Origin of the sequence: Rhodococcus sp. DK176 (assembly GCF_038447315.2) — a bacterium.
In the GTDB taxonomy this organism is placed as follows: domain Bacteria; phylum Actinomycetota; class Actinomycetes; order Mycobacteriales; family Mycobacteriaceae; genus Rhodococcus_F; species Rhodococcus_F jostii_A.
In genome coordinates, this window is record NZ_CP118322.2 from 323,433 (window position 1) to 347,641 (window position 24,209).

At 66.9% G+C, this 24,209-nt stretch carries 27 protein-coding genes and 1 pseudogene; 12 read left to right on the top strand and 16 right to left on the bottom strand.

The features are described from left to right. The first annotated feature begins 203 nt into the window (after positions 1–203). A complete protein-coding gene (locus tag PSR88_RS38370; protein WP_237723858.1) occupies positions 204–881 on the top strand; it encodes a hypothetical protein in 678 nt (225 codons plus the stop codon). After that, a complete protein-coding gene (locus PSR88_RS38375; RefSeq protein WP_342338974.1) occupies positions 827–1,378 on the top strand; it encodes a hypothetical protein in 552 nt (183 codons plus the stop codon). Before PSR88_RS38370 ends, PSR88_RS38375 begins: the two co-directional genes overlap by 55 nt. A 154-nt stretch (positions 1,379–1,532) precedes the next feature. Here PSR88_RS38375 and PSR88_RS38380 read toward each other — a convergent pair whose 3' ends face one another. The 3 genes from PSR88_RS38380 to PSR88_RS38390 all read right to left on the bottom strand — a co-directional run bounded on the left by PSR88_RS38380 (position 1,533) and on the right by PSR88_RS38390 (position 3,876). Further along, positions 1,533–1,877, bottom strand: coding sequence for a hypothetical protein (locus PSR88_RS38380; protein ID WP_016880622.1), 345 nt, complete (start codon positions 1,875–1,877; stop codon positions 1,533–1,535). Between the two features lie 537 nt (positions 1,878–2,414). Further along, on the bottom strand, positions 2,415–3,620 hold the full coding sequence (locus PSR88_RS38385; protein WP_051004112.1) for an ATP-binding protein: 1,206 nt from the start codon (positions 3,618–3,620) through the stop codon (positions 2,415–2,417). A 28-nt stretch (positions 3,621–3,648) separates the two neighbouring features. Continuing rightward, positions 3,649–3,876, bottom strand: coding sequence for a hypothetical protein (locus PSR88_RS38390; RefSeq protein ID WP_016880624.1), 228 nt, complete (start codon positions 3,874–3,876; stop codon positions 3,649–3,651). A gap of 597 nt (positions 3,877–4,473) precedes the next feature. Here PSR88_RS38390 and PSR88_RS38395 point away from each other — a divergent pair. Next, a pseudogene (locus PSR88_RS38395) lies at positions 4,474–4,608 on the top strand (hemin transporter); the annotation flags it as partial. Positions 4,609–5,047: 439 nt separating this feature from the next. Here the strand turns inward: PSR88_RS38395 and PSR88_RS38400 are convergent. Both PSR88_RS38400 and PSR88_RS38405 read right to left on the bottom strand, forming a co-directional pair. Continuing rightward, positions 5,048–5,332 carry a hypothetical protein gene (locus tag PSR88_RS38400; protein ID WP_016880626.1) on the bottom strand — a complete coding sequence of 95 codons (285 nt, stop codon included), beginning with the start codon at positions 5,330–5,332 and terminating at the stop codon, positions 5,048–5,050. Positions 5,333–5,472: 140 nt separating this feature from the next. Beyond that, a complete protein-coding gene (locus PSR88_RS38405) occupies positions 5,473–6,090 on the bottom strand; it encodes a carbonic anhydrase (protein WP_016880627.1) in 618 nt (205 codons plus the stop codon). A 207-nt stretch (positions 6,091–6,297) separates the two neighbouring features. Between PSR88_RS38405 and PSR88_RS38410 the strand changes: the two genes are divergently transcribed. Further along, positions 6,298–6,792, top strand: a complete 495-nt coding sequence (locus PSR88_RS38410) for a MarR family winged helix-turn-helix transcriptional regulator (RefSeq protein ID WP_016880628.1) — start codon at positions 6,298–6,300, stop codon at positions 6,790–6,792. 316 nt (positions 6,793–7,108) lie between these two features. On the opposite strand, the gene PSR88_RS38415 is transcribed toward PSR88_RS38410, so the two are convergent. The 3 genes from PSR88_RS38415 to PSR88_RS38425 all read right to left on the bottom strand — a co-directional run bounded on the left by PSR88_RS38415 (position 7,109) and on the right by PSR88_RS38425 (position 9,744). After that, a complete protein-coding gene (locus PSR88_RS38415; protein WP_016880629.1) occupies positions 7,109–7,582 on the bottom strand; it encodes a hypothetical protein in 474 nt (157 codons plus the stop codon). Positions 7,583–8,215: 633 nt separating this feature from the next. Beyond that, positions 8,216–8,731, bottom strand: coding sequence for a DUF5994 family protein (locus PSR88_RS38420; RefSeq protein WP_029538049.1), 516 nt, complete (start codon positions 8,729–8,731; stop codon positions 8,216–8,218). Positions 8,732–8,889: 158 nt separating this feature from the next. Further along, positions 8,890–9,744 (bottom strand): GTP pyrophosphokinase family protein, encoded by an 855-nt coding sequence (locus tag PSR88_RS38425; protein ID WP_016880631.1) that lies wholly within the window; start codon positions 9,742–9,744, stop codon positions 8,890–8,892. A 64-nt stretch (positions 9,745–9,808) separates the two neighbouring features. Here PSR88_RS38425 and PSR88_RS38430 point away from each other — a divergent pair, with 64 nt between their 5' ends. Then, positions 9,809–10,597, top strand: a complete 789-nt coding sequence (locus PSR88_RS38430) for an HTH domain-containing protein (RefSeq protein ID WP_016880632.1) — start codon at positions 9,809–9,811, stop codon at positions 10,595–10,597. 324 nt (positions 10,598–10,921) lie between these two features. Here the strand turns inward: PSR88_RS38430 and PSR88_RS38435 are convergent, their stop codons facing one another. The 6 genes from PSR88_RS38435 to fdxA form a co-directional block, all read right to left on the bottom strand. After that, positions 10,922–11,332: a DUF952 domain-containing protein gene (locus tag PSR88_RS38435; protein WP_016880633.1), complete on the bottom strand. Its 411-nt coding sequence runs from the start codon at positions 11,330–11,332 to the stop codon at positions 10,922–10,924. A gap of 94 nt (positions 11,333–11,426) precedes the next feature. Next, positions 11,427–11,738, bottom strand: a complete 312-nt coding sequence (locus PSR88_RS38440; RefSeq protein WP_007300308.1) for a dsRBD fold-containing protein — start codon at positions 11,736–11,738, stop codon at positions 11,427–11,429. Positions 11,739–11,814: 76 nt separating this feature from the next. Beyond that, positions 11,815–12,390 carry a group III truncated hemoglobin gene (locus tag PSR88_RS38445; protein ID WP_016880634.1) on the bottom strand — a complete coding sequence of 192 codons (576 nt, stop codon included), beginning with the start codon at positions 12,388–12,390 and terminating at the stop codon, positions 11,815–11,817. Next, complete coding sequence (locus tag PSR88_RS38450) at positions 12,378–12,824, bottom strand: hypothetical protein (RefSeq protein ID WP_029538052.1); 447 nt, start codon at positions 12,822–12,824, stop codon at positions 12,378–12,380. Before PSR88_RS38450 ends, PSR88_RS38445 begins: the two co-directional genes overlap by 13 nt. 193 nt (positions 12,825–13,017) lie before the next feature. After that, complete coding sequence (gene ctaD / locus PSR88_RS38455; protein ID WP_016880636.1) at positions 13,018–14,766, bottom strand: cytochrome c oxidase subunit I; 1,749 nt, start codon at positions 14,764–14,766, stop codon at positions 13,018–13,020. Next, positions 14,763–15,149 (bottom strand): ferredoxin, encoded by a 387-nt coding sequence (fdxA, locus tag PSR88_RS38460; protein ID WP_020476740.1) that lies wholly within the window; start codon positions 15,147–15,149, stop codon positions 14,763–14,765. The genes ctaD and fdxA overlap by 4 nt, the downstream gene beginning before the upstream one ends. Before the next feature lie 60 nt (positions 15,150–15,209). Between fdxA and PSR88_RS38465 the strand changes: the two genes are divergently transcribed. Together PSR88_RS38465 and PSR88_RS38470 are read left to right on the top strand one after the other, a co-directional pair. Further along, complete coding sequence (locus PSR88_RS38465; RefSeq protein WP_016880638.1) at positions 15,210–15,899, top strand: helix-turn-helix transcriptional regulator; 690 nt, start codon at positions 15,210–15,212, stop codon at positions 15,897–15,899. Between the two features lie 72 nt (positions 15,900–15,971). After that, on the top strand, positions 15,972–16,508 hold the full coding sequence (locus tag PSR88_RS38470) for a DUF488 family protein (protein ID WP_016880639.1): 537 nt from the start codon (positions 15,972–15,974) through the stop codon (positions 16,506–16,508). 141 nt (positions 16,509–16,649) lie between these two features. Here the strand turns inward: PSR88_RS38470 and folE are convergent, their stop codons facing one another. Together folE and PSR88_RS38480 are read right to left on the bottom strand one after the other, a co-directional pair. Next, the gene (gene folE, locus PSR88_RS38475; RefSeq protein WP_016880640.1) at positions 16,650–17,246 is read right to left on the bottom strand and encodes a GTP cyclohydrolase I FolE; all 597 of its coding nucleotides are present in this window, start codon (positions 17,244–17,246) and stop codon (positions 16,650–16,652) included. A 128-nt stretch (positions 17,247–17,374) separates the two neighbouring features. Further along, entirely contained in the window at positions 17,375–17,857 is a 483-nt protein-coding gene (locus PSR88_RS38480; protein ID WP_007300316.1) for a DoxX family membrane protein, read from the bottom strand. A gap of 91 nt (positions 17,858–17,948) precedes the next feature. On the opposite strand from PSR88_RS38480, the gene PSR88_RS38485 reads away from it, so the two are divergent. From PSR88_RS38485 to PSR88_RS38505, 5 genes are all read left to right on the top strand, one after another. Continuing rightward, positions 17,949–18,659: a helix-turn-helix transcriptional regulator gene (locus PSR88_RS38485; RefSeq protein ID WP_016880641.1), complete on the top strand. Its 711-nt coding sequence runs from the start codon at positions 17,949–17,951 to the stop codon at positions 18,657–18,659. A 293-nt stretch (positions 18,660–18,952) separates the two neighbouring features. Beyond that, complete coding sequence (locus PSR88_RS38490; RefSeq protein WP_016880642.1) at positions 18,953–19,627, top strand: hypothetical protein; 675 nt, start codon at positions 18,953–18,955, stop codon at positions 19,625–19,627. A 110-nt stretch (positions 19,628–19,737) separates the two neighbouring features. Continuing rightward, positions 19,738–20,844: a transaldolase gene (tal, locus tag PSR88_RS38495; protein ID WP_016880644.1), complete on the top strand. Its 1,107-nt coding sequence runs from the start codon at positions 19,738–19,740 to the stop codon at positions 20,842–20,844. Positions 20,845–20,971: 127 nt separating this feature from the next. Continuing rightward, complete coding sequence (locus PSR88_RS38500; protein ID WP_016880645.1) at positions 20,972–22,228, top strand: NAD(P)/FAD-dependent oxidoreductase; 1,257 nt, start codon at positions 20,972–20,974, stop codon at positions 22,226–22,228. Positions 22,229–22,436: 208 nt separating this feature from the next. Further along, on the top strand, positions 22,437–24,017 hold the full coding sequence (locus PSR88_RS38505; RefSeq protein WP_029538057.1) for an FMN-binding glutamate synthase family protein: 1,581 nt from the start codon (positions 22,437–22,439) through the stop codon (positions 24,015–24,017). Positions 24,018–24,209: the final 192 nt, after the last annotated feature.

The window sequence follows — 24,209 nt, forward strand, 5'->3', positions numbered from 1 at the left end:
AATGATCCATCGGTACTCACCTCTGCTCTTTCGACTGAACCCCACTTCGCTCGACTGTTTCATCGTTTCGTCGCACCCTGAGCATTACCTCGAGCGTCCGATGTTCGAGGTCGGCGGTAGGGGACGGAGGTACAGGATGCAGGGAAAGCGACCCGGATTCGCGTCTGTAGCAGCTGCCCGGAGAGAAGCCGGGTGGCGACGCGATGGCCGCTGCCTCGCCGCCGATGACGGTCACCGAGTTGGTGGCCCGCAGTGGGGACCTGAAAGGTGAGCTGCTGGACTTCGCTCCGCATGCCCGTTTCGGCAGGCAGTTGACCACCCTGATTCGGGCCGCGGCTGATCTCGGCCCGCTGGACGAGGGCATCCTCGTCCGCAGCCTCGATCATTTCGTCCTGGAGTACCGGCTCCGCGACGGCGGCACGGTGGTGGAAGGGTTCGTCGCGCAACAGCGGCCACGCCTGACCGAGGACGAGTCCCAGATGCTGCTGGGTCGGCGCGATGTCGTCGAGGGCTACTTCGAGGTCCACCCGGCAGGCGACGGTATCGGCACCGCCGTCTTTCACAACCTCGTCGACGACCTGCGGCGTTATCGGGTGCACTCCAACATCGGACCCGACGTGTTCGCCACGGTGCGGCCGGGGATGTTCGTGTACGGCCGGATCGTGCCCGTTCATCCCGCCACCGGCCACTGGTTGATCAGCGGTCACCTGGTTCCGTTTCCGGCCTCCGTCGGCCCGCCCGCTGGCCCGGGGCCGCGATGGAGGTGGTGGCCGCCGACCCGGGGTTGCTGCGCCGCAATCGCGATCTGTACGAGCGGGCCTGGCAGTTGCAGGCCGACGACCGTGCCGCATTCGTCGACCTGTTCGGGTCCGATCTGGTGATTCTGCCGCCCACCACGGCCCGGGCACGGCTGATCGAACACTACCGGCGCCGCCTGGCTCAGGTCGGTGCCTCCGTTGAGGCCGACGGTACGCCCACCCACCCGGTGGCGCCGGGCGCCCTCACCGCCGAGGAGATGGGCCGACTGCCCGAGGAATACCTCGACGCGGACACCGTCGGGTTGATCTACGACGAGACCGAGGGCCTGAACTATTACCGCGACTTCGGCCGTCTGGATGCGATGTTCGCCGATCCCGCGTTGGCCGGCGACCACACCCACATCACCGTTCTCCGCGGATATCTCGACGACGATACGGTCTCGGCCCTGCCGCTGCGCCGACTGGCCGGGCGCCACCTCGGCGGCGTCGACCCGGTCTTCCGGGTCCTGCTGCGCAGGGCCCGGCTTCTCCTGGCAGCGCGACGGAGAAGACATGCTACGCACCCGCAAGGGGGAGTTCTTCGGGCAGCCGGCGCCCCCGAGCTTTACCGTCACCGGTGACCGCCTCGCCGAACTCCTGTACACCCGGAGGGCACTGTCGCGTCGACGGATGGTCGATGGGTCTGTCGGTTATCAGTGTGACTGACTGACGTTGTGGTGGTGAGATGTTCAGACGCCCGCCGAAGGTGCTCTGGACGGCGTTCAACACGTTCGATCAGGGTGGGGTGTGTGGGTTCGGTGGGTCGCCGGGGATTTGGGTGAGGGTCCAGTCGCGGCGTTCGGTGAGGGCGCGGTGTAGGTGTTGCGTCCAGCGGCGGCGTTCGTCGCCACTGCGATCGTGGGTGATCGTGATTCGCCTAGTCCACCTTTCGGGGATCCCGCGGTCGTTGATTGCCAGCCCGATGACGACCCGAAGATCGGGATCGGGGGCTCCGGTGACCACGATGCGGCCGGGTTCGCCGCCCATCTCCATCCGGGCGCCGAGCACCGCGGCGACCGCTTCGGCCACCTCGAGCACGGACTGCGCCCCGACCACGTCGATGTAGTCGACTTCGGTCATCTCTGTCCTCCATTTCCGTACCGGCGGGGCCGTACATCGCCGGTACCGTCGACCGAATCACATCACGCACCTCGGTCGGTGGTCGAGCGGCACCGGCGGCCCGCGCATCGGGCCGATCAGACGACGTAGCCGCGGCGAGCGGGCCGCCGTTCCCGGTGGGCGTGGTCAGGTCGAGTTCACCGCGCGTGCGGTGGAACGGCTCGCGGCCGACGGCGAGGCGATCGACTGGTGGGAACGCGCCACACCTCGCCGCGGGGAGTAATACATGTCCGCTGCCGCGAGCGTCGGTGCGAGCCGGGGACGGCGAAGACCTGCCACCGTATTGTGGTCAGCGCCGCTCGCTCCCATTTTCGGAGGCCTCGACCCGTCGGCCAGTACACAGTGCGACCCGCGATTGGCCGACGGGGCAAGGGCCAGTACGCCCGTTCACAGGTATTCACCGGCAGTGAGGGTGACGGCGACGATCGCTGCGGCGGCCCTCACTGTGACCGAACACACCGCCCGTGGTTACTAAAACTAAACACTCGCAGTCTCAACTCAGGTGCGGGCGTGACCGGCGATGTCCTCCGTGAACGCCTGCATCATCTCGGCGGTGAGGGTGGGACGCACCGTGCCGATCACGTCCAGGTAGTCCTGGGTACCGGCATGGCAGCGTCCCCCCGAGTCGACGCCGCACTCGAACGTCGCCTGCGCAACGGTCCGTGCCGCGTGCGCGACGTCGGCGGGCGTGTAGCCCTCGGTCGCGGCGACGAGGGCGGACACGTCGACCTGCTCGTTGCCGAGGTACCGCTCCCACAGTGCGTGCCGGGCCTCCGCGTCCGGCGCGCCGATCGGCAGCACATAGTCGAAACGTCCGTGACGTAGGAACGCATCATCCAGTGCGCGAACGGAATTGGTGGCGCACACCAGCAACCGTCCGCCGCGTTCACGGAAGTGGACGATCGATTTCAGCAGTTCGTTCACCACCCCGACTGACTGCGATCCGGGCCTGCGCCGCGTCGCCACCTCCTCCACCTCGTCGATGAAGACGACGACGTGCTCGAGTTCGCCCGTCGACGTGAACGCCTCTCCGAGACCGGCAGCGAGACCGTTCTCGCCGGCCGCGAGCCGCGACGGGAACAGTTCGACGAACGGCCAGCCGAGCCGGCTGGCGATGGCACGCGCGAACGTCGTCTTCCCGGTTCCCGGTGGTCCGAACAGGACCACGGCGCGCGGCGGTGCCACGCCGTGGTCGGCGGCCAGCGCGGGCCGTGACAGGGGGAGCACGATCTTGCGTTCGATCAGCGACTTCTCCCGGGACATGCCGGCGACCTGTTTCCACAGTCCGGCGGGCGGTACCGCGCCGCCGAGCGTCGCCAGGACCCCGGCCGTACGGGGCGACACCGTTCCGAGCTTCTCGTAGTACGTGATTCCGCTGCGGGCGGTGAATCCGGAATTGCTCAGCGCGGTGGCACCGGTCTCACCTTCGGGGAGGAGTGCGCTCACCCGCCGCACTCCTCTGGCGAGGAGTTGGTGCTCGAGCTGCGACAGCAGGGCGCTGCCGAGCCCTTGGGCACGCCATTCGGGATCGAGGGAGAGGCGCATGACCCAGGCGCGGTCCTCATCGACGCGAGCGACCGCCGTCCCGATGGTGAGACCGTCCTTCGTCGCGACGACCGCCGCGTGACGGTTCAGCAGACTTCCGACCACGTCCGAAAGCGCGAACAGGGGCGGTTGGTCCGTGGTGGTGGAACTGCTGTCCATGCGCACGACGGACTCGAGATCCTCCGATTCAACGTCTCGGATGCTCCAGGCGCCCTTCCTGAAGTGGATGGCGGAAATCCTCAGCGTACGTCTGCGGTGCGTACTTGTTAACCGCGCGCTCCGTCTTTCGCTCGCGGAATTGGACCGCGGTGACGGCCAGGGTGACCACGAGAACGGCGGCGGAGACGTAGATCATCGCGTCGCCCAGCTGGGTGTGGGGTGCACGGTAGCCGACGATCGCCGTGCATCTCGCCATTCCCAGGCATCGGTGGTCGGCGGGGTCCAGACGGAGGTCACGGCGGCGAGAACGAGAGTGGGCGGTGGGCTCCGCCGGCTGCCGTAGCGTCCGATTGGTGGTGTGGGGATCGATGAAGCGTGTGCGTCGGCGGGAGGGTGATCGTGGTCAGGGTCGTGCTGGTGTCGGCGATGGTCGTGGTTCGCGGTGACCACTGTGGGTTCTCACGGCGGAGTGCTGGTTGCTCGTGCTCACTCTCGTCGACCGGAGTCGCCGCAGGTAGCTCCGGTGGTCGGCGGTGCTTCGGCTGCTCCGAGCGATCAGGGGTAGGAGGTCGAGGATCGTGTCACCGATGCGAGTGCGGACGCCAGGTGGCCATGGATCGAACGGGTCGACTCGTCACGTGGGCACCGAAATGTTGGCGGAGAGGTGCGGCGCACGGGATCGACCCGGGGAACGCGGCGCGCTGCCCGGTGGGTGGCGGGCGTGTCGGCGATGACGTCGGCTTCGTTCCCTGTGGGTGGCGAGTGGATCCAGATCGACCCGGACTGTGTGATGTGGGGTGAGGCGGCGTTCCAGCACCACATGTACGCCAGTTTCGGGGGTCTGCTGATCGAGACAGACGTATACGAGTGCACGCCACCCTTGTTCATGCTCGGCATGCGCGAAGCCTTGCTCGACAAGGACGTCGCGGCCGACAACATCCACTACGAAGTCTTCGGCCCGGACAGCTGGGCGGCCGTTCCGGCGTAAGCCGTCGACACCGGCCTCGCCGTTCGTGCGGCCCTGGGCGGAACCGCACGAGATCGGCTGTCCCGACGACGACAAGGAGGTCAGGGCAGCGGTACGTCGGCGCGCTTACCCAGATCGGTCTGCTCGTCTTTCGCGTGCTGAACAGAATCGGGAGGGCCAGGTCAGGACCGCGACGATGACCGCGTTCGCGGCGCCGGTGGTGCAGGACGGGCTCGGACGCTGCTCATTCCGACTGAGTTGACCCAACTGGCCGATATCGCGATCGCGCATCCACCCGAAACCCGGACGCGGTCAGTGGTTTTTGCGGTCGTTCCGGCTTCGTCACTGCCGCTGGGCGAGGAGGCGTTGCTGGTGCCAGTCCGAACGGTCCCATGGGCACTTATTGGCCGCCTTCTTCTGCCCGCTTCCACTGACGTCGGGCTGCGGAAGGATGAGCCCGTCATTCGTTTCCGGATTCCTTCCTCTGGCGGTCGGGCACGAACCGCGATCTTATGGTCAGGAGAAAACCTATCGTCATCACGAAGACGGAGGCGACGATCTTCCACCAGAGGGGTTGACCGGACAGGACGGCTCCGGCTATCCAGCATAGGGTGCCGGCCACGGCTAGAGATGTCGACCACGTGTGTAGGCCATGGTGAGCGGTCTGCCTCGATCCGCGGAGCAGGTCGCTCAGTCCGCCGATGCCGATGAGGCTGATTCCGACGAAGTACAGCGCGACGGTCAAGGCGGACCTCCGATCGGTTCGACACTGCCGATGCTCGGGCTCGACGGGTCAGTGTGCGCGGCTCCGCCTCGTCGGCGCCCCGCTCACGCTTCGTTTCCCGGTCGTGCAGGATGGGTGTCGGAACGGACGGGAGTCTGGGGTCAGTCGCCGAGTTCACCGATATCTCCCACCACATCCCGCAGGTGTATTCGGCCGTCGGACAGCGTGTAGGTGACGCCGGCGATGGCGCAGGTACCGGCCGCGACGTGTCCGGCGATGATGCGTGAGCGCTGCGCGAGGAGTGCGCCGGTCTCCACTACGTGGCGGGCTTCGAGTTCGTCTGCCGTATGGAGGCCTTCGCGACGTCCCGTCATGACCGTCGGTGCCACGCGTTCGACGACCGTGCGAATGAATCCGCTCGGCACCGTGCCGGTGTCGAGCGCGTCGACCGTCGCCTGGACGGCACCACAGCCGTCGTGGCCGAGCACGACGATCAGCGGAACGTTCACGAGTTCGACGGCGTACTCGATCGAGCCGAGAACGGCGTCGTCGAGGACGTGGCCTGCGGTGCGCACGACGAACACATCCCCGAGGCCCTGATCGAAGATGATCTCGGCGGCGACTCGCGAATCTCCGCATCCGAACAATACGGCTGTGGGGTGCTGACCGTCGACGAGCGTTGCGCGGTCCGCGATTCCCTGGTTGGGATGCAGTGGGGTTCCGTTGACGAACCGCTCGTTTCCCTGCCGCAAGATCTTCCATGCGGCCGCCGGGTTCATACTCTGCGAGGAATCTGTGTGCACTGAGGCCTCATTTCGTCTCAACCGGGCTGGGTACTCGCTGTTGCTGCGCCGGAGGCCGTATCGGTCCGAAGCTCGCACATCACTAATGAGGTCACAGGCTCGGCGCGGCGCGGTGGTCCAGTACCCACCAACCTACGCAACTTCTTGCATCATGCAAGGCTTAGCTTCTGCAATACTTGAGCTATGCGCAAACGCGACGGTGGCTACGAGTCGGTGAGCACGAGTCCCGAGGATCTGCGAGCATTCGAAGTCGCCATCCGAGATCTCGTGGGTGTGGCGCTGCGCAGCATCGGGGGAGGCGACGTCGAGGTCACGTTGCCGCAGCTGAGGCTGCTGATGGTATTGAACGAGGAGGGCACAGTGAGTTCGAGGCAGGCGGCGCGAGCATTGGGTGTGGCCGCATCGACGGTCACCCGCCTCGCGGATCGTCTGCTCGCCTCCGGGCACCTCAGACGAGGCGCGGATCGATCGAATCGCAGCGTCGTCACCCTGGAATCGACGGCGCGGGGGCGCGCCGTCGTCGAGCAGGTCAATGCTCGACGGCAGGACGAGTTGCGTCGCATCCTCGACCAACTCGACCCCACCGAGCGGTCCGACTGCGCGGCCACCCTGCGTCGCATCCACGAGTGCCTCGACGGAACGTCGACACCACCCGCGCTCAGTGCGCTCTTGCGGTGAACTGCCCGCTCCCGTGGTGACCGGCTGGTGCGATACGCCACCAGGTGTGATCCGCTGGCGCATCGAGCACGGCTACCGGGAACTGAAAACCTGGCTCGGGTTTACCATTACGACGAGCCCTCCTGGCTCGGCGAGCACCACCACGCCACCGAAGGTCACCGCCGCCCATCTCTTCCTCAGCACCCTGCGACTGACTCATCCAGGATCGGTTGGGCAGGACTGGCCCTCCGCGCCACTGTCCGCGAACTTCAACGCGCACTTGTTCGTTGGATCGGCGCCTGCCCACTGTGCCACCAACCCTCCTGACACAGTCCTATTAGGGGAGTGCGTGGGGTACGGGGCCGATCTCGATGGTCGACGACGTTGCCGCCAGGCCGATCCGGGCCCATTCCACGGTCACCGTGAGCGACACCGGCGTGTGGATTCCGCCTATCCAGTACCGCGGCGTGGTGCGGAAGTCGATCAAGCTCGTCGTTCCGGTCGACAGGATCGGGGCCTGGTACGGGTCGGCCTCGCCCGTGAGATCCCCGGCGCGCACGTGTGTCCGGAGGAACGACCACCGCGGCGACGGGTCCCCGGGGTCGGTCAGCGGTCGTGTTTCATAGCGTGCCTGCTGGGCCGCGTGGCCGTAGGCGGTGAGGGCAAGGCGCAGTTCCACCCCTGCCGGGTAGCGAAGAAGGTCGATGAGTTCGACGGTGATCCCGAGGTCGGCTGCGAGAACGGAACGCCCGTGAACAATACCTACCCCGCGCCACGCGGGTGGGGGTGCGGCCGGCCAGCGTCTTCGCATACTCGTCATACTTCCACTGAGACAGCACCTCGATGTGAGAATTCCATCGGAGGAGGACTTTTCGCGTCCCACGGCACGCAAACGACGTTGGTATCCGTACCGTGGTGTGCACGACAATTGTATCAAGCAAACACCTGCTCCAGCGGTCTGTCTCACCTGTGTGCTCGGTAGTGTGAGTGGGCCGGAACGACAGTGCCTCTCGGCTATACGACTGTTGGTGGCGGGGGGGTGCGCTGGAGGGGTAGCGCCAGCACCAGACGGTGGGTCATCCTGTGCATGTCGAACTTTGGGTTCCACCAGCTTCGGTGAGGCCGTCGGTCATGCGCCGAACTACCCGCGGACATGAAGAGGCACTGACCCCACCGTCTTGCGTTCCTGCGGGCACGTGCCCAAATTCACTCAGTGGTAGGGACGCTTCTGTGCCGTGGAGTCGTCTCTCAACAGGTGAATGGTGGAACGTGATGGCCACGCGCACGACTTTGAGCGTATGCGGAACTTCGCGTCCGGTGGACACCGTTTCGGTCGACGGGCGTTGTCCAAGAGGTCGCTGGGTGCTGTCACCTTGACCGCCATTGTCGAATATCACTGTGGCGATACAACGGTGGATGGAAGATGTGCGCCCCCGGGTCTCACTCAGCCTCGTCGCATCCCGCCGCTGTCGCCAGTGCTGCGCGGCCGCACAGACTTGTCTTCACGGTGGCATAGCGCCCCGCCTTCGGACTCCCAGCGGTGTTGTGCGCGCATTGCCAACCGGCGATCCTCGGCCTCGCGCGCACCGATCGCCAGCAGTTCGTCTGCGGTGGAGACGTCGCGCGGACTCGCCGCAGTCATTATGGCCGTGTAGGCGAAGACCGGGTCGGTGTAGGGAGGGACCACCAGCAGGACCAGCCGTCCGAACTTCTCACCGGTGATCGCCAGTGTGTTGCTCGACTGGTCGCTGGAGCTTCGCAGGGCCACCTTGTTGCCTGCGTGGTCGATACACGACGGTGCTGGCGCCCAACCGTTCTCGTCGTAGACGATCCGGTCGATGTGACCCAGCCGCCGCGAGAGGGCCGCGAGCAGGGCCGGAAGTTCATCGGTGAGGTGAGGCGATCGCGGCCACCAGGCGCCCTGCACGAATCCACAGGACTGGGCGGGCTTGAGCCGCAATCGCAGTCCTCGACCGGGTGAGGGTGTCGCCTTCGAGGCATCCACCTGCAAAGTTGGTGTGGACATCAGTGGCCTCCCGCCTGTTGATGATTGTTCAAACTGTTGTCGTGAAATTTACGGATTCGGGTTCGCCGGCATTCGGTGGGTGCCGTGCTGGGTTATCCTCGGGTGTTGTCCTGCACCACTGCGTCAGTGACATGTGTGGTGTTTCGGCAGACATCCACACCACCTGCCGGTGGGTATCGCACGAGCGCCCCGACGGTCGAGTTGTGTGGTTTCCCGCAGCGGTTCGGTGAGCGATCGCCATGCTCGATGGCCTCGAGGCTCAATGGACTGTCGTCGGAGTCCACCGCGGACTCGAGACCGGTAACTTCGTTGTGCAGACGCTCCATCTTCCTGTCGAGTCGGTGCGCGACATCGGCGGCCTCGGTCAGCTCCTGCAACAATCGGCGGGGCACGGAGCGCTGGTACTTGTAGTAGATCTTGTGCTCGAGGCTGGCCCAGAAGTCCATGGCGATTGTCCGGATTTGCAACTCGACGGGCACCTGGACGACCCGGTCGCTCAAGAACACCGGGATCTCGACTGCCATATGCAAACTCTTGTAGCCGTTGGATTTCGGCTTCGCGATGTAGTCTTCGACCTCGAGCACGGTGACATCGGGCTGACCGCCGATAAGGTCCGCAACTCGGTAGGTGTCCGAGATGAGACCGCAGGTGACGCGGACTCCGGCGATATCGCGGATGTTCTGACGAATGCGGGCGACCGTGAGCGGGCAGGACAGGCGCTGCGCTTTGGCCATGATGCTGTCGGGGGATTTCACCCGTGATGAGACATGCTCGATTGGGCAGTGTCGATCCAGGTGCGTGAAACCCTTCCGCAGAATGTGCACTTTGGTGGTCAACGTCGCGATTGCGCATTGGTAGGGCAACACGAACTGGGTGAATTCGGGACCGAAGAGCTCGAACTGCGTCGTCATCGATAAGTCGGGATCGCAGATGGTGTCGACCGTCATCCCCTACCTCTGTTGTTGTGAAGCGGTTAATATTTAACGGAAGTATATCCTCTAAATTGGTGGAATGAAAGGTGACGAGGTGGACGAGGCGAGCGATACCCGGGGGCCGCGGCGAAATTTCCTGCCGCGCGACCGGCAACGGGAACGTGTTCTTCGGATGGTGCGTGAACACGAGGGTGCGGTGGACGCCGTCGAACTGGCATCACAGATCGGTGTGCACGTGACCACGGTGCGGTTCCATCTGGACGCGCTGTGTGACGACGGCGCGATCACACGCACCCGAATGAACCGGCCGGGCGCCGGCCGGCCCCGAACCGGCTATCTGGCGATCGAGGAACGCGTGGACTACCGGACTCTCGCCGACGTCCTCGCGATGGAGCTGGGCCAGACGGTGCAGACGCGTGCTCGACGCGCGGAGCACGCCGGGCACGAATGGGCCACGCGAATGGCGGCTTCCCGCAGCGCAGGCACCGGTGACGGCGGGCACACACCGGAACCGGATGCCGGTGATGTACTCGATCAGGCAGCGGCGCGCACCACGGATGCTTTCGCGCGGATGGGTTTCGGCCCCGAGCTGGTCTCGGCGCCGGGCCCGTCGACGCCGCCGTCGGCGGACAGCGGCGGCCCCGCGGGCGACCGTGAACGGATCATTCGCCTGCACGCCTGCCCGGTACGGGATCTGGCCCGGTCGCATCCCGAGGTGGTGTGCGGAGTGCATCGGGGGTTGCTGCAGGGTCTGCTGGACACGTCAGCGACCGAGGGAAACCGAAAGCCGCAGCGACCGGCCCTCTCGGCTCACCTCGAGCCGTTCGTCGAACCCGAACTGTGTGTGGCCAGGCTGGTGGCGGGGTGAGTCAGGTTGCCCGAAACGCGGCGCTGCTGGTGCCAGGGTCGGGGTGATGGTGACGATGCCGGGATGATTATGGCGATCGTTCTCCGGAACGCTCTGTGACACGTTGTTTCCGAGAGTGACTCTGTGGATGATGTTCGACACCTCGCAATCTGTCGGCTCCGGGTTTCTTTCGACCGTATCTGGTGATGTGAGGCACTCGCGCACGCCCGAGCCACACTGTGCGCCACCGCTACCGGTGCGGCCGCGCGCGAATCTGCACAGGTGGCCTCCGTGTCGGCCGCCGTGTGCCGACAGCGGTGATCGGGGTGTACGGGCGGGGGATAGCTACGATGCCGCCTCGCCGACGCTGTACCCGGAGAGGTCGGGGACGGCCCAATTCTCACCGTGTTTCTCGAGCGGGATGGTCGCCACAACGATGTCCGGATCCAGCGGCACCGCTCCCATGATCCGCGGAACCCACCGACCGGGAGTACCCGACGGTCCCGCCATCTCGTCCCATCGAACGTCGACACCGGCATCGCGGAGTGCGTCCTGGTCGATCACAATCACCGCCAGGGGAAGATTGACGTCACGATATACGGTGGCGAGGACGTGCTCGAGTTGCTCCGCGGTCGCGGCGTGGATGAATCCCACCTGATCGAGTGTGTGGGCGCGGGTGGACGCCTCGTATTCTCCGAACCGTGCGGCGCCTTCCCAGTCGTCGGCGAGGGCTATGTGAAAGAGATGTTCGCTCATCGTGATGTCCTTGTGGAGGAATGTCCGCGGGAATGCAGGTGTCGGGCGCCGCCCCGCGCCAACGGGTCGACAGGGGGTTTCGTGCGCGGCTGGTTCAGGCCGACGAACGTCGACGGCCGAAGTCGGCGGCGCGTGCGGAGGTGAGCGCGCTGCGCGTGACCGCTTCCCGCTGCGCGGCCGCTTCGTACAGTTGATGCGACAGGTCTGCCAGGGCGCGGGCAGCGGCCATGTCATCGCTGACCTCCGGGACGTCGGTATGGCGCGGATTGCGCCGGGCAAGTCCCGTTCCCACGAAGGCGGCCCGGCCGCTGGTACGCAGACGGGCCCTCGCGCGTGTCTGGGCGCCGGTCTCCGCCGATTTGTGTTCGTCGATGACGATGTTCACCGACCATGTCTTCTCGTTCACGGTTGATGCACTTCCTTTCGTGGTCTGCCGTCGCGGACGCATCCGGGTCGACGCTGGTGTCCCCGGGGGCCACTGTCTAACCTGCTCGGCGCGAATTAGGGTGGGTTGCCGTAGAATCCGTGGCCTGACCGTGCTCCAGGCGATGCGATGCCGTTCGGTCATCGAGGACCCCGCAGGGGGAGCGATCAGGCGTGTGGTCCTCGCGGACCCGACGGTGAAGTCGGGAGGTGAGGGCGTCGAGTTCGGCGGAGTCGGTGCCGGTCAGGTTACGGTGCATCGCCCGGGCGATCCTGGTGGCGTGGACTGTGGCGTGTTGGGCGATCGGACCCTGAAACATCTGCCCGACCGTGGTGGACCAGAGGGTGAGCCATCGTAGGAAGTGTCGTGCCTCGAGTCGACGCCGGGTGTGGACGCTCCGGTGCACCCGCAGGGCGCTGCCCTGGTAGAGGCGGGCCCCGAACAGGACGGTCTCCCAGAAGTCGCACATGATCGGCAGGTGTGATTCGAGCCCGCTCTCGCGGATCTCGGCGAACGGGCCGGCGAGGAGGTCGTCGACGAGCACGCGCCCGTAGAACCGGCGGAGCAGGTCCTCGATGTCGGTGCGAGTGGCCAGATCCGTGCGCGTAGGTTCGTCTGGTGTCAGTGAAGGCATGAGGCCACCACCCGAAACAGCTGGAAGATCAACGCGATCAGCAATGCGACCTTCGCTACTTCCAGTCCGATGTACACCAGGTGCATCCTCGATCGTGGCAGGTTCTCGCCGGCGAGGATCCGGTCCGATTGTGTACTCAGGGGCGGGCGGACCACCGCGATCTGCACCACCAGCACCACCGTGACAAGCGCGAGCAACGTCAACGCGGTTGCGTCCGGTGGCGCGGCGACGCACGACGCTAACAGCGCCAGTGCCAGAACTAATTCCACCGCATTGAGTGCGAGGAAGACCTTCCGGCCGATCCCGAGCCCGATGGCCAGGGTCACGCCCGGGGCCCGAAATTTGATCGGCGCCTCGAGAAACGAAATCGCCACCACCATCCCGAGCCAGAAGACCGGCAGGAGCAACTGCGTGTAGCGCGCCACCTCGGTCATGGGCCACCCCACCTTGCGAGGCGGGTTCGGGTTCGGGTTCGGGTTCGACGGACGGTGTTCGGTCGGCGGGTGCAGCAGTAGTCGTCGCCGCGGGGTCGGCCGGTCGCCGCCGCTCACGGACCACGACCGTGCATGCATCGCGGCCGCCTCGGCTTCGGGACACCGGAGTGAACTGTGGGAACGATCGGCGGTGTCACTCATCGCCGGCCCGTTTCTCGCTCGGGTCGCGGACTGTGCCCGCGGTGACCGTCACCGACTTGGGCCGTCGGCCGACGTACGTTTCGGCGCGCATCCGTTGCACCATGTGGGGGTAGTGCAGTTCGAACGCGGGGCGCTCGGAACGGATTCGGGGCAGCTCGGTGAAGTTGTGCCGGGGCGGGGGACAACTGGTGGCCCACTCGAGCGAATTCCCGTAACCCCAGGGGTCATCGACGGTGACCACCTGGCCGTACCGGTAGGACTTGAAAACATTCCACACGAACGGCAACACCGAGCCGCCGAGGACGAACGAGCCGATCGTCGAGACCGTGTTGAGGGTGGTGAACCCGTCTGTGGGGAGGTAGTCGGCGTAGCGGCGGGGCATGCCCTCGGCGCCGAGCCAGTGTTGGACCAGGAAGGTGGTGTGGAAACCGATGAACGTGGTCCAGAAGTGCCATCTGCCGAGGCGTTCATCCATCAGCCTTCCGGTCATCTTCGGGAACCAGAAGTAGATGCCGGCGTAGGTGGCGAACACGATGGTGCCGAACAGCACGTAGTGGAAATGCGCGACGAGGAAGTAGGAGTCGGTGACGTGGAAGTCCAGCGGCGGGCTCGCGAGCAACACGCCGGACAGGCCACCGAACAGAAAGGTCACCACGAAACCGAGCGAGAACAGCATGGGGGTTTCGAAGGTGAGCTGCCCTTTCCACATGGTGCCGATCCAGTTGAAGAATTTCACCCCGGTGGGCACCGCGATGAAGAAGCTCATCAGCGAGAAGAACGGCAGCAGAACGGCGCCGGTGGCGAACATGTGGTGCGCCCACACCGCGGTGGACAGTGCGGCGATGGCGATGGTCGCGTAGACGAGGCCGGTGTAGCCGAAGAGCGGCTTGCGGCTGAAGACCGGGAAGATCTCCGAGACGATGCCGAAGAAGGGGATCGCGACGATATACACCTCGGGGTGACCGAAGAACCAGAACAGGTGCTGCCAGAGCAGCGCGCCGCCGGTGGCCGGATCGAACAGGTGCGCCCCCAGGTGCCGATCCACGAGCAGCCCCAACAGTGCCGCGGCCAGAATCGGGAAGGCGATCAGGACCAGGATCATCGTGATGAAGATGTTCCAGGTGAAGATCGGCATCCGGAACATCGTCATCCCCGGCGCCCGCAAACAGATCACGGTGGTGATCATGTTGACGCCACCGAGGATGGTGCCCACACCGGCCAACGCCAGTCCCGTGATCCACAGGTCGCCGCCCACCCCCGGCGAATGCACCGCACTGGTCAGGGGGGAATACCCGGTCCAGCCGAAGTCCGCCGCCCCTCCCGGGGTGAGGAACCCGGACACGGTGATGATCGCGCCGAACAGGTACAGCCAGTAGCTCAGCGCGTTCAGCCGGGGGAACGCCACGTCGGGGGCGCCGATCTGCAGCGGCAGAATGTAGTTCGCGAATCCGAAGACGATCGGCGTCGCGTACAGCAGCAGCATGATGGTGCCGTGCATCGTGAACAGCTGGTTGTACTGCTCGTTGGACAGGAACTGCAAACCGGGGACCGCGAGTTCGGTGCGGATCAGCAGGGCCATCAACCCGCCGACCATGAAGAACACGAACGAGGTGACCATGTACATCAGACCCAGCATCTTGGGGTCGGTGGTGGTGGCGGCCTGGTAGAGGAACGATCCCTTGATCCCGCGCCGTTGTGGGTACGGCCGGACGGGGACGACGTCCACGGTGAGGGGAGTCACGATGCACCGCTGCCGCAGGGGGACCCCTCGCCGGTAGCGGCGGGGTCCGAATGTGGATGCCCACTGACCAATTCGGTGTCGGCGGCGAGCCGGCCGAGCTTGCCCGCCCCTCCCGGCATCCCCAGTGCGGCACTCGCGCCGGGGAGCGGGCTGTGGAAGAACCGGGCGTTGTCGTCGGTGAACGCCTCCCACCGGGCGGGCAGGTCGGCCTCGTAGTAGATGGCCTCCACCGGGCAGACCGGCTCGCATGCGCCGCAGTCGATGCATTCGTCGGGGTGGATGTACAGCGACCGGCCGCCCTCGTAGATGCAGTCCACCGGGCATTCCTCGACGCAGGCCCGGTCCATCACATCGATGCACGGCTCTGCGATCACATAGGTCATGGCCACCTCCGGGAAGCTAACCCTTTTTTAGAGGAATCCCTTCCTCTAAAGTCATACAGTATGGCGATACGAAAAGGAACCGGTGCCGGACGCACCGGGACGCACGCAGTGTTGGCCTCGCGCCGGCGGGTCCAGCTGCTGGACGCCTTGCGGGCCAGTCCGACACCGATGACCGTCGGGGAACTCGCGGCGCTGTGCGAACTGCACGTGACCACCGTCCGCTTCCACCTCGACGCGTTGACCAGCGCCGGATTGGTCTCGGCCGAACCCGAACGGAATCCGGCGCGCGGCCGCCCGCGTCGGCTCTACCGGGCGCTGGCCCCCCTCGAACCGGGGCACGCCGATTCCGGATACCAGGGGTTGGCTCGGGTGCTGGCGGCGCACTGGGCGAGCTCCGAGGACGACCCGGTGGGCCGGGCGGAGGCGGCCGGGCGGGCGTGGGCACTCGACGACCTCACCGGCACCCCCGGGGCACCCCGATCGATCGAGGACGCCGCGAGCACCCTCACCACCCTGTTCGCGGAGATGGGATTCGACCCCGAGCTCGAGTCCACACCCGAGGAAATGCGAATCCGGTTGCATGCCTGCCCGTTCGAGTCGGTCGCCCGGCAGAGCCCGAACGTCGTGTGCGCGCTGCATCTCGGACTGATGCGCGGCGTCCTCGACCGGCTCGGCGCACCGGAAACCGACAATCGGCTCATCCCGTGGGAAACACCCCAGACCTGCGTCGCCCACCTGGCGCGACGCTAGCCGGCCCGGTATGCCCGGCGCCGACCTCGACCGCGCACCGGGGCGGTGCAGGCAGGGGGAGGTGGTGAGGCGATGTTGCTGTCCGTCGGGCACGGCCGGCTCGGTCGGGAGGAGCTGACCACGCTGCTGACCGCGGCCGGCGTCGACGCGGTGGTCGACATTCGCCGGTATCCCGGCAGTCGCCGCAACCCCGATGTCGGCAGCGAGATGATGACGCACTGGTTGCCGGACGCCGGGATCGGCTATCGCTGGGAGCCGCGACTGGGCGGTCGCCGCCGCCTGCCGCCCGGCGAGCCGCGTGAGGACCCGTGGTGGCAGGTCGATCAGTTCGCCGCCTATGCCGCACACACCCGCACCACCGAGTTCGCCGCGGCACTGACCGAGCTGTTGGATCGGGCGGCGCGGCAGAAAACGGCGATGATGTGCAGTGAGAGCGTGTGGTGGCGGTGCCACCGCCGGCTCGTCGCCGACGTCGCAGTCCTGCGGCGCGGGGTGCGCGTCGAGCACCTCATGCACGACGGCCGGCGCACCCCGCACCTCCCGGCGGAGGGCGCTCGGGTGCGGGCCGACGGCCAGGTGGTCTGGGACCGCCCCCGGGCGCGGTCCTGATCGGCAGCCCCGGTGGCCCGCACTCGTGCCCGACGTCCGCTCCGGCCCGGCACCGGGCCGAGACCGCAACGCGGAGCGGCGCAGCGTTCGGCGTGCCTCCGGCCGAAGGAATGACGGGCCGCGGGTCGTCCACCCACCCGGTCAGGCGTGGACGCCGGCGAGGGCGAAGAATTCCTGGCGCGAACGAGGATCATCGCGCAACGCTCCCGACAGAGCGGAGGTGACGGTGGCCGATCCCACCGATTGCACCCCGCGCAGGGTCATGCAACTGTGCTCGGCCTCGATGACCACCCCGACACCCCGAGGATGCAGGTGTTCGTCGAGCCAGCCCGCGATCTGCTTGGTGAGCCGTTCCTGAACTTGAGGGCGACAGGCGAAATGCTCTGCCACGCGGGCGAGCTTGGACAATCCGATGATGCGTTCGCCGGGCAGATACCCGATGTGCACGGTACCGGCGAACGGCAGCAGATGATGCTCACACACCGATCGCAGCGGGACGTTGCGGACCAGGACGAGCTCGTCGTAGTCCTCGTCGTTGGGGAAGGTGGTCAGATCGAAGGCGCGGGGGGTGAACAGTTCGGCGTAGCCGTGGGCCATGCGGCGGGGCGTCTCGCGCAGGCTTTCCGAGTCCAGGTCGATCCCGAGTGCCTCCAGGAACGCCGCTGCCGCCTCTTCGGCCGCAGCCAGGTCTCGTCCTGGTGCCTGATGGAGAACGTGGAGTGTCGCGGTCGACGGCATGCCGGGTTCCTTCCGCAGTGGTGGTGGTGTGGCGTCCACCCGGCGAAGCGCAGCGGCCTCGGGCGGGTGGACGAATGAGGGTGTCGACGTCGCGCGCCCCGGAACGAGGGGACGCACGTCGGTGTCGGCTAGGCGGCACTGAGTTTCGGGGCGAGTGCGGTCCGCCGGTGCCAGGCCGGGTCGTACACGTAGGCCAACCGGCCGAGGGTGAGGGCGGCGAGCATCAGTCCGAAGTCACGCAGTGCGATGTCGTAGAAGCCGGGGTAGCTCAGCAGGTTGATCACGATTCCGGCGAGCCAGGCGGCGACGATGTAGGCCGCATAGCGTGGTTTGATCGCGACGGCGATGCCGGCGACGATTTCGATCACTCCGACGACCAGCATGGTTTGGTGCGCGCTGAACGGGCTGAGGTCGACGATCCACGGCGCCAGGTAGTCCTCCCAGGTGGTGAGCACGTTCGTAAACTTGTCGATGCCCATCACGATCGGGAGCACGGTGAATCCGATCCGCAGCAACAGGAACGCGCCGTAGGCGGGGTCACTGCGAGCGCGTTGCAGGGCTGTGCCGGGTGTGGGTGCGGTCGCCGACGAGTCGGGCGTGGGAGTAGTCATCAGAAACCCCTTTGTAAAAGTAATAGGACTCATTTTTAGAATCTTCCCTCCGCACCTATTTGTCAATACTTTTTGGTGTTACAGTCGGGGTATGTCCACTCCGCGATCCGCTGCGCCGGCGGTGCTGGCGGCGTTGAGCAACCTCGATGATCCGTTGCGGCGCAGGCTGTATGACTACGTGACCGAAAGCGACGCACCGGTCTCGCGGGAGCAGGCGGCCGCCGCCGTCGACGTCGGCCGGACCCTCGCGGCCTATCACCTCGACAAGCTGGCCGATGCCGACCTGGTGACGGTCAGTTACCAGCGGCCGGCCGGCCGCGGCGGACCCGGCGCCGGCCGTCCCGCGAAGCTCTACACCCGGGCCACGACGGAAATGACCGTCAGCGTGCCGCCCCGGGACTATGAACTGCTCGCCCGGTTGCTCGTCTCCTCGGTCGAACAGGACACCAGCGGAACCGTGCGGGCGGCGGTGAACGAGGCCGCGCTCGACGCCGGCAAGCGGGCCGCCGCCGACACCGGGGGAGATCTCCTGGCGGCGCTCCGCGGCTGCGGATACCTGCCCCAGGTCGACGACGACGGCCGTATCGACCTACGCAACTGCCCCTTTCACCATGTCGCCCGTGACCACCTGGACGTGGTGTGCGGGTTGAACTTACGCCTCGTCGAGGGCGCGATCGCCGGGAGCACCCAACACGACGCGCACGCAGAACTGGACCCGCGACCGGACCGGTGCTGTGTCGTGGTCCACCACGCAGCGTCCGCACACGCACACTCGCCCCCGGGCACCACCGCCCGTCCCTGACGGACACGAACCGGCAGGGGCGAGGCGCCGGATCGGCTCGCGCGTCGATCGAAGGACCCGCGCATCCGACCACCGGCATTCCGGCGCATCGCGGACCGCGGCGCGCTCCATGCACCCGCCGCATGCCAGGAAGCGCTCGTCGCGCATCACACCGCGAACCATCGGGACCGCATCTGGAAACCCCCCGAATCGGGGACCCATGAAGCTCACCGTTCGTCACTCTTTTCGGTGACACAGTGGGTCCAGGGCGGTCCGCATCGCTCAAAGCCATATCTCTGCAAGGGATCACATCCATGGGTGTCTATCGAATCCTCTGGTGGGTGGTGACCGTGCCATTGGGGTTGGTCGGCTTCGCGGTCGCGATCTTCACCGTCCACCCCGACGTCCTCGTGTCCGCGGCGTTCGCCGCGGCACTGACCGGCGGCGGCCTGACCGCGATGGTGGCCGACAGGTCCGCCACCGCCACGCCGCGTTCATCGCTGCCGACCGCCGCACTCAACGCCGCCACCGCGGGCGCGGCCCTGATCGGCATTGTCGGCCTGATCGCACTGTCCGGCGCTGCGGCCGTGCCGCTGGTGCTCGTGCTGACGGTCACCGCCCGGCCGGTGGCGCGGCGGCTCCGAAGCTGGCCGCCGTTGGCGCAGTTTCTCTCCCCGCAGCCCTCGGCTCTGTGTGATCCGGACGAGGCGAGCGCTCCGGGTTCCCTGCCGGCGCCGCCGCCGAGCTGTGCGGAATTGTCCGGCGATGCGTTGTGCCGCGGCTGGCGCACCAGTTACGCGGAGCTGCAGAACGCCAGGTCGGTCACCGACCGACTGCGACTTGCCCGGATCCGCCAGCAGTACCTCGACGAGATCGAGCGCCGCGATCCCCAGGGATTCGCGGCGTGGTTCACCGCCGGGGCCCGGGCGGGCAGCGATCCATCGAAGTTTCTCACCACACGAGAACAACCACCGACCGACCGACAGTGACACGGTGCACACGCCGAAAGAGCGGGGAGCCAAGTGGGCGTGGATGAGACGCCCGAACGACGAGAGGCACGACGATGAACAGATTCCCACCCCCACCGGTAGGGGCAGCGGTGAGCCGGTTGCATCGCCTGTACCGCGAGCAGGGACAAAGCCCCTGGTTGGACAACCTCACCCGCCCCTACCTGCGCGATGGCACCCTCGCCGGGTTCGTGGCCGCCGGGATCCGGGGGGTGACGGCCAACCCCACCATCTTCGCGCGGGCCATCGCCGGCTCCGATGCCTACGACGCACAGTTCGCGGCGCTCATCGCCGAGGGACTCGCGGTCGAGGACGCGTATTGGGAGCTCGCCGCGGCCGATGTCGTCGACGCAGCCGCGATATTGCGGCCCGTCTACGACACCTCGGGCGGCACCGATGGGTTCGTCTCGATCGAGGTCGCCCCGGAACTCGCCCGGGACACCGACGCCACGATCGCCGCGGCCGGGCGACTGCACGAACGGATCGCCCGACCGAACGTGTTCGTGAAGATCCCCGCGACCGCGGAGGGAATACCGGCGATCGCGGACATGATCGGCAAGGGCGTCAGCATCAACATCACCTTGATCTTCTCCCTCGCCCGCTACGAACAGGTGATCGAGGCGTACCTGCAGGGTCTGGAGACGCTGGCGGCACGGGGCGGGGAACCGGCCGCGGTGCGCAGCGTCGCATCGTTCTTCGTCAGCCGCGTCGACACGGAGGTCGATCGACGACTCGAGCACAGCGGCGACCCCGAGGCCCCAGGGTTGCGGGGTCGGGCGGCGATCGCCCAGGCCCGCCTCGCCTACCGGATCTTCCGAGACCGCTTCACCGGAGCGCGGTGGGAGGCACTCGCCGCCCGCGGCGCCCGGGTGCAACGGCCACTGTGGGCATCGACCTCGACCAAGAACCCCGACTACCCGGACACCCGCTACGTCGACAGTCTCATCGGCCCGGACACCGTCAACACGCTGCCCGAGGCCACCATCACGGCATTCGAGGATCACGGCACCCTCACGCGCTCCATCGACACCGACCCCGCCGGCGCGGCCGCCGTCCTCGGCGAGCTCGCCGCGGTGGGCGTCGACATGGACGACGTCGGCCGCACCCTCGAAGACCAGGGTGTCGCCGCCTTTCACCAGTCGTTCGCCGATCTGCTCACCGAACTCCACGCCAAAGCCCACCAGCTGGCGCAACGATGACCCCCGGGCGGCCGGCCGAGGCGACCCGGCACTACAAGATATCGGCGCGGTGCGGTGAACAGGAACCACAGCGCGCATGAAATCGGTCCTCGCACCTGAAACACCTCGCACCAGAGAAGGACATGACATGGCCACTGCAGAGCAGACATTCGTCATCGTGGGCGCCGGACTGGCCGGTGCGAAGGCCGCTGAGGCGCTGCGCACCGGCGGGTTCGACGGAAGGATCGTTCTCATCGGCGACGAGACCGACCGCCCCTACGACCGACCCCCACTGTCGAAGGCCTACCTCCAAGGCACCACCGAGCGGGAGAAGATCTACCTTCACCCGGCCGGGTGGTACACCGACCACGACATCGAGTTGCGGGTGGGGACCCCGGTCACCGCCCTCAACCGGACCGAACACGAGGTGGTCATTGACGGCGTCGAGCGGCTCGGATACGACAAGTTGCTGTTGACCACCGGTTCGTCGCCCCGCCGGCTGCAGGTGTCCGGCGCCGATCTGGGCGGGGTGCACTACCTGCGCCGGGTCACCGACTGCGAGACAATGAAGGCCGCGTTCGCCGCGGCGGACCGGGTGGCGATCGTCGGGGCGGGATGGATCGGTTTGGAGACCGCGGCCGCCGCCCGAGCGGCGGGCTGCGCAGTCACGATGGTGGGGAGATCGAAGTTGCCGTTGCTGGCGGTGCTCGGCGCCGAGGTCGCCGAAACCTACGCCGCCCTGCACCGCGACCACGGTGTGGAGTTGCGACTGAACTCCGGGGTGCGCGAGATCGTCGGTAAGGACAACCGGGCCACCGGAATCCGCCTCACCGATGGCACGGTGGTCGAGGCGGACGCGATCGTCGTGGGGGTGGGCATCGTGCCCAACACCGCACTGGCCGAGACGGCCGGGCTGGCGGTCGACAACGGGATCGTCGTCGACGAACACCTGGCCACGACCGACCCCGACGTGTTCGCCGCCGGGGACGTCGCCAACACCTATTACCCGCTGTTGGGGACTCATCTGCGCCTCGAGCACTGGTCGGCCGCCCTCAACCAGGGACCGGTGGCGGCGGAGAACATGAGCGGCCGGGTCACCGCCTATGACCAGGTGCCCTACTTCTTCTCCGATCAGTACGACAGCGGGATGGAGTATTCCGGCTACGTCCCGCACGGTAGTTACGACTCGGTCGTGTTCCGCGGCGACGTCGCCGCCGGCGAGTTCATCGCCTTCTGGATGCGAGACGGGCGGGTGCTGGCCGGCATGAACGTCAACACCTGGGGGGTCACCGATGCCATCGAGGCGCTGGTGCGCTCCGGTGAGCGGGTCGACCCGGCGAAACTGGCCGACCCGGACGAGCTCTTGAGGTACCTGGCCGATCGGGTGCCGGGAGGTGCGCGGTGACGCTCATGCCCCAGCAGGCACGGTCCCGAACCCCCGAGACACCGCCCCCGTCTCAGTGGTGGTGGTGCTGTCGGCCCTGCTCGCACTCGGCCGGGTTTCCTGGATTCACCGATGGCGCTTCCGGTTCGGCCGGACCTGCTCGATCGGGTGCGCGGGGGCCGACACGGCGGGTGGGTGCGTCCGCGACCACGCGCCGGGAGGGATTCCCATGATCCGGTGGCTGGTTATCGCGGGCGCCTGGGTGTTGGGGTCGGCGTCGCTGCTGCTGGTCTTCTTCGTCTCGGCGTGGTGGCTGCTCGTCACGGTGATCGTGGCGGCGATCGCCATGGTCGGCGCCTGGGATCTGCTGCAGCGTAGGCACAGTGTGCTGCGGAACTATCCGGTGATCGGCCACGCCCGGTTCATGCTCGAGAGGATACGCCCCGAGATCCAGCAATACTTCATCGAACGATCCACGGACGGAACACCGTTCGACCGCGACACCCGCACCACGGTGTACGAACGCGCCAAGGGCACCAAGGACGTGGAACCGTTCGGAACCGAACGGGACGTCACCGCCACCGGATACGAGTTCGTCACCCACTCGTTGCGCGCGCATCCGGCCTCCGATGACACACCACATGTCCGGATCGGCGGTCCACAGTGCACCATGGGGTACGACATCGCCTTGTACAACGTCTCGGCGATGAGCTTCGGCGCCCTGTCGGGTAACGCCATCGAGGCGCTCAACGGGGGCGCGGCGCGCGGCGGGTTCGCCCACGACACCGGCGAGGGCGGTATCAGTCCTTACCACCTCGCGCAGGGCGGCGACCTGATCTGGGAGATCGGTTCCGGCTACTTCGGCTGCCGCGACCCCGATGGGCACTTCGATCCCGGCGAGTTCGCCGCCAAGGCCGCCCTTCCTCAGGTCAAGTGCATCTCCATCAAGCTCTCCCAGGGGGCGAAACCAGGGCTCGGCGGCGTACTGCCCGCCGCGAAAGTCAGCCCCGAGATCGCCCGAACCCGGGGGGTGCCGGTCGGGCAGAGCGTGATCTCGCCGCCCTCCCACAGCGCGTTCTGCACACCGCTCGAGCTCATCGACTTCATCACCACACTTCGTGCACTGTCCGGCGGAAAGCCGATCGGCTTCAAACTGTGCGTCGGTTCCCGCACGGAATTCCTCGCCATCTGCAAGGCCATGATCGAGACCGGCATCACCCCGGACTTCATCATCGTCGACGGATCCGAGGGCGGAACCGGGGCTGCCCCACTCGAATTCGAGGACCACGTCGGGATGCCGCTCACCGAAGGCCTGATGCTGGTGCACAACGCGTTGGTGGGCACCGGACTGCGGGACCGGATCAAGATCGGCGCCTCGGGCAAGGTCGCCAACGGAATCGACATCATCAAACGCCTGATCCAGGGAGCGGACTTCACCCTCGCCGCCCGCGCGATGATGTTCGCGGTCGGCTGCATCCAGGCCCAACGCTGCCACACCAACCGGTGCCCCGTCGGTGTCACCACCCAGGACGCCCGCCGGGCCCGCGCACTGAATGTTCCGGACAAGACCACCCGGGTGTACAACCTCCAGAGATCCACCGTCGCGAGCGCCCAACAAATCCTGGCATCGATGGGGCTGGACGACTTCTGCGACCTCGATCCGTCGATGCTCCACCGGCGCATCCAGGGGCACCGCACGATGACCTACGCGGACCTACACGAGTGGCTGCAGCCCGGCGACCTGCTCACAGAGGACCCCCCGACGAGTTGGCTCCGCGACTGGACGAACGCCGACTCGTCTAGGTTTTGACGGCATCGCCGGAGTCTGTGGTGTTCGCCCGAGTCCCGCCGAGGCCGGCTACGTCGCACCACCTACCGCAGAACCAGCGCCCACGAGCGCGACGTCCCCGATGTCCGGGATCCGCCTGCGCCAGCTCCTCGCCCGGCGCCTACCGACCCTCGGGCAATGGTTTCTTCGCCGACCGGCAGCTGATGGGAACCG

Coding starts and splice junctions, on each gene's coding strand:
- PSR88_RS38470 (WP_016880639.1), top strand. CDS start 15,972: ATGTTGCTGTCCGTCGGGCACGGCCGGCTCGGTCGGGAGGAGCTGACC.
- PSR88_RS38435 (WP_016880633.1), bottom strand. CDS start 11,332: ATGAGCGAACATCTCTTTCACATAGCCCTCGCCGACGACTGGGAAGGC.
- PSR88_RS38480 (WP_007300316.1), bottom strand. CDS start 17,857: ATGACTACTCCCACGCCCGACTCGTCGGCGACCGCACCCACACCCGGC.
- PSR88_RS38415 (WP_016880629.1), bottom strand. CDS start 7,582: ATGCGAAGACGCTGGCCGGCCGCACCCCCACCCGCGTGGCGCGGGGTA.
- PSR88_RS38370 (WP_237723858.1), top strand. CDS start 204: ATGGCCGCTGCCTCGCCGCCGATGACGGTCACCGAGTTGGTGGCCCGC.
- PSR88_RS38490 (WP_016880642.1), top strand. CDS start 18,953: ATGGGTGTCTATCGAATCCTCTGGTGGGTGGTGACCGTGCCATTGGGG.
- PSR88_RS38430 (WP_016880632.1), top strand. CDS start 9,809: ATGAAAGGTGACGAGGTGGACGAGGCGAGCGATACCCGGGGGCCGCGG.
- PSR88_RS38380 (WP_016880622.1), bottom strand. CDS start 1,877: ATGACCGAAGTCGACTACATCGACGTGGTCGGGGCGCAGTCCGTGCTC.
- PSR88_RS38445 (WP_016880634.1), bottom strand. CDS start 12,390: ATGCCTTCACTGACACCAGACGAACCTACGCGCACGGATCTGGCCACT.
- PSR88_RS38385 (WP_051004112.1), bottom strand. CDS start 3,620: ATGGACAGCAGTTCCACCACCACGGACCAACCGCCCCTGTTCGCGCTT.
- PSR88_RS38505 (WP_029538057.1), top strand. CDS start 22,437: ATGATCCGGTGGCTGGTTATCGCGGGCGCCTGGGTGTTGGGGTCGGCG.
- PSR88_RS38410 (WP_016880628.1), top strand. CDS start 6,298: ATGCGCAAACGCGACGGTGGCTACGAGTCGGTGAGCACGAGTCCCGAG.
- PSR88_RS38390 (WP_016880624.1), bottom strand. CDS start 3,876: ATGGCGAGATGCACGGCGATCGTCGGCTACCGTGCACCCCACACCCAG.
- folE (WP_016880640.1), bottom strand. CDS start 17,246: ATGCCGTCGACCGCGACACTCCACGTTCTCCATCAGGCACCAGGACGA.
- PSR88_RS38425 (WP_016880631.1), bottom strand. CDS start 9,744: ATGACGGTCGACACCATCTGCGATCCCGACTTATCGATGACGACGCAG.
- PSR88_RS38405 (WP_016880627.1), bottom strand. CDS start 6,090: ATGAACCCGGCGGCCGCATGGAAGATCTTGCGGCAGGGAAACGAGCGG.
- fdxA (WP_020476740.1), bottom strand. CDS start 15,149: ATGACCTATGTGATCGCAGAGCCGTGCATCGATGTGATGGACCGGGCC.
- PSR88_RS38500 (WP_016880645.1), top strand. CDS start 20,972: ATGGCCACTGCAGAGCAGACATTCGTCATCGTGGGCGCCGGACTGGCC.
- PSR88_RS38465 (WP_016880638.1), top strand. CDS start 15,210: ATGGCGATACGAAAAGGAACCGGTGCCGGACGCACCGGGACGCACGCA.
- PSR88_RS38485 (WP_016880641.1), top strand. CDS start 17,949: ATGTCCACTCCGCGATCCGCTGCGCCGGCGGTGCTGGCGGCGTTGAGC.
- PSR88_RS38450 (WP_029538052.1), bottom strand. CDS start 12,824: ATGACCGAGGTGGCGCGCTACACGCAGTTGCTCCTGCCGGTCTTCTGG.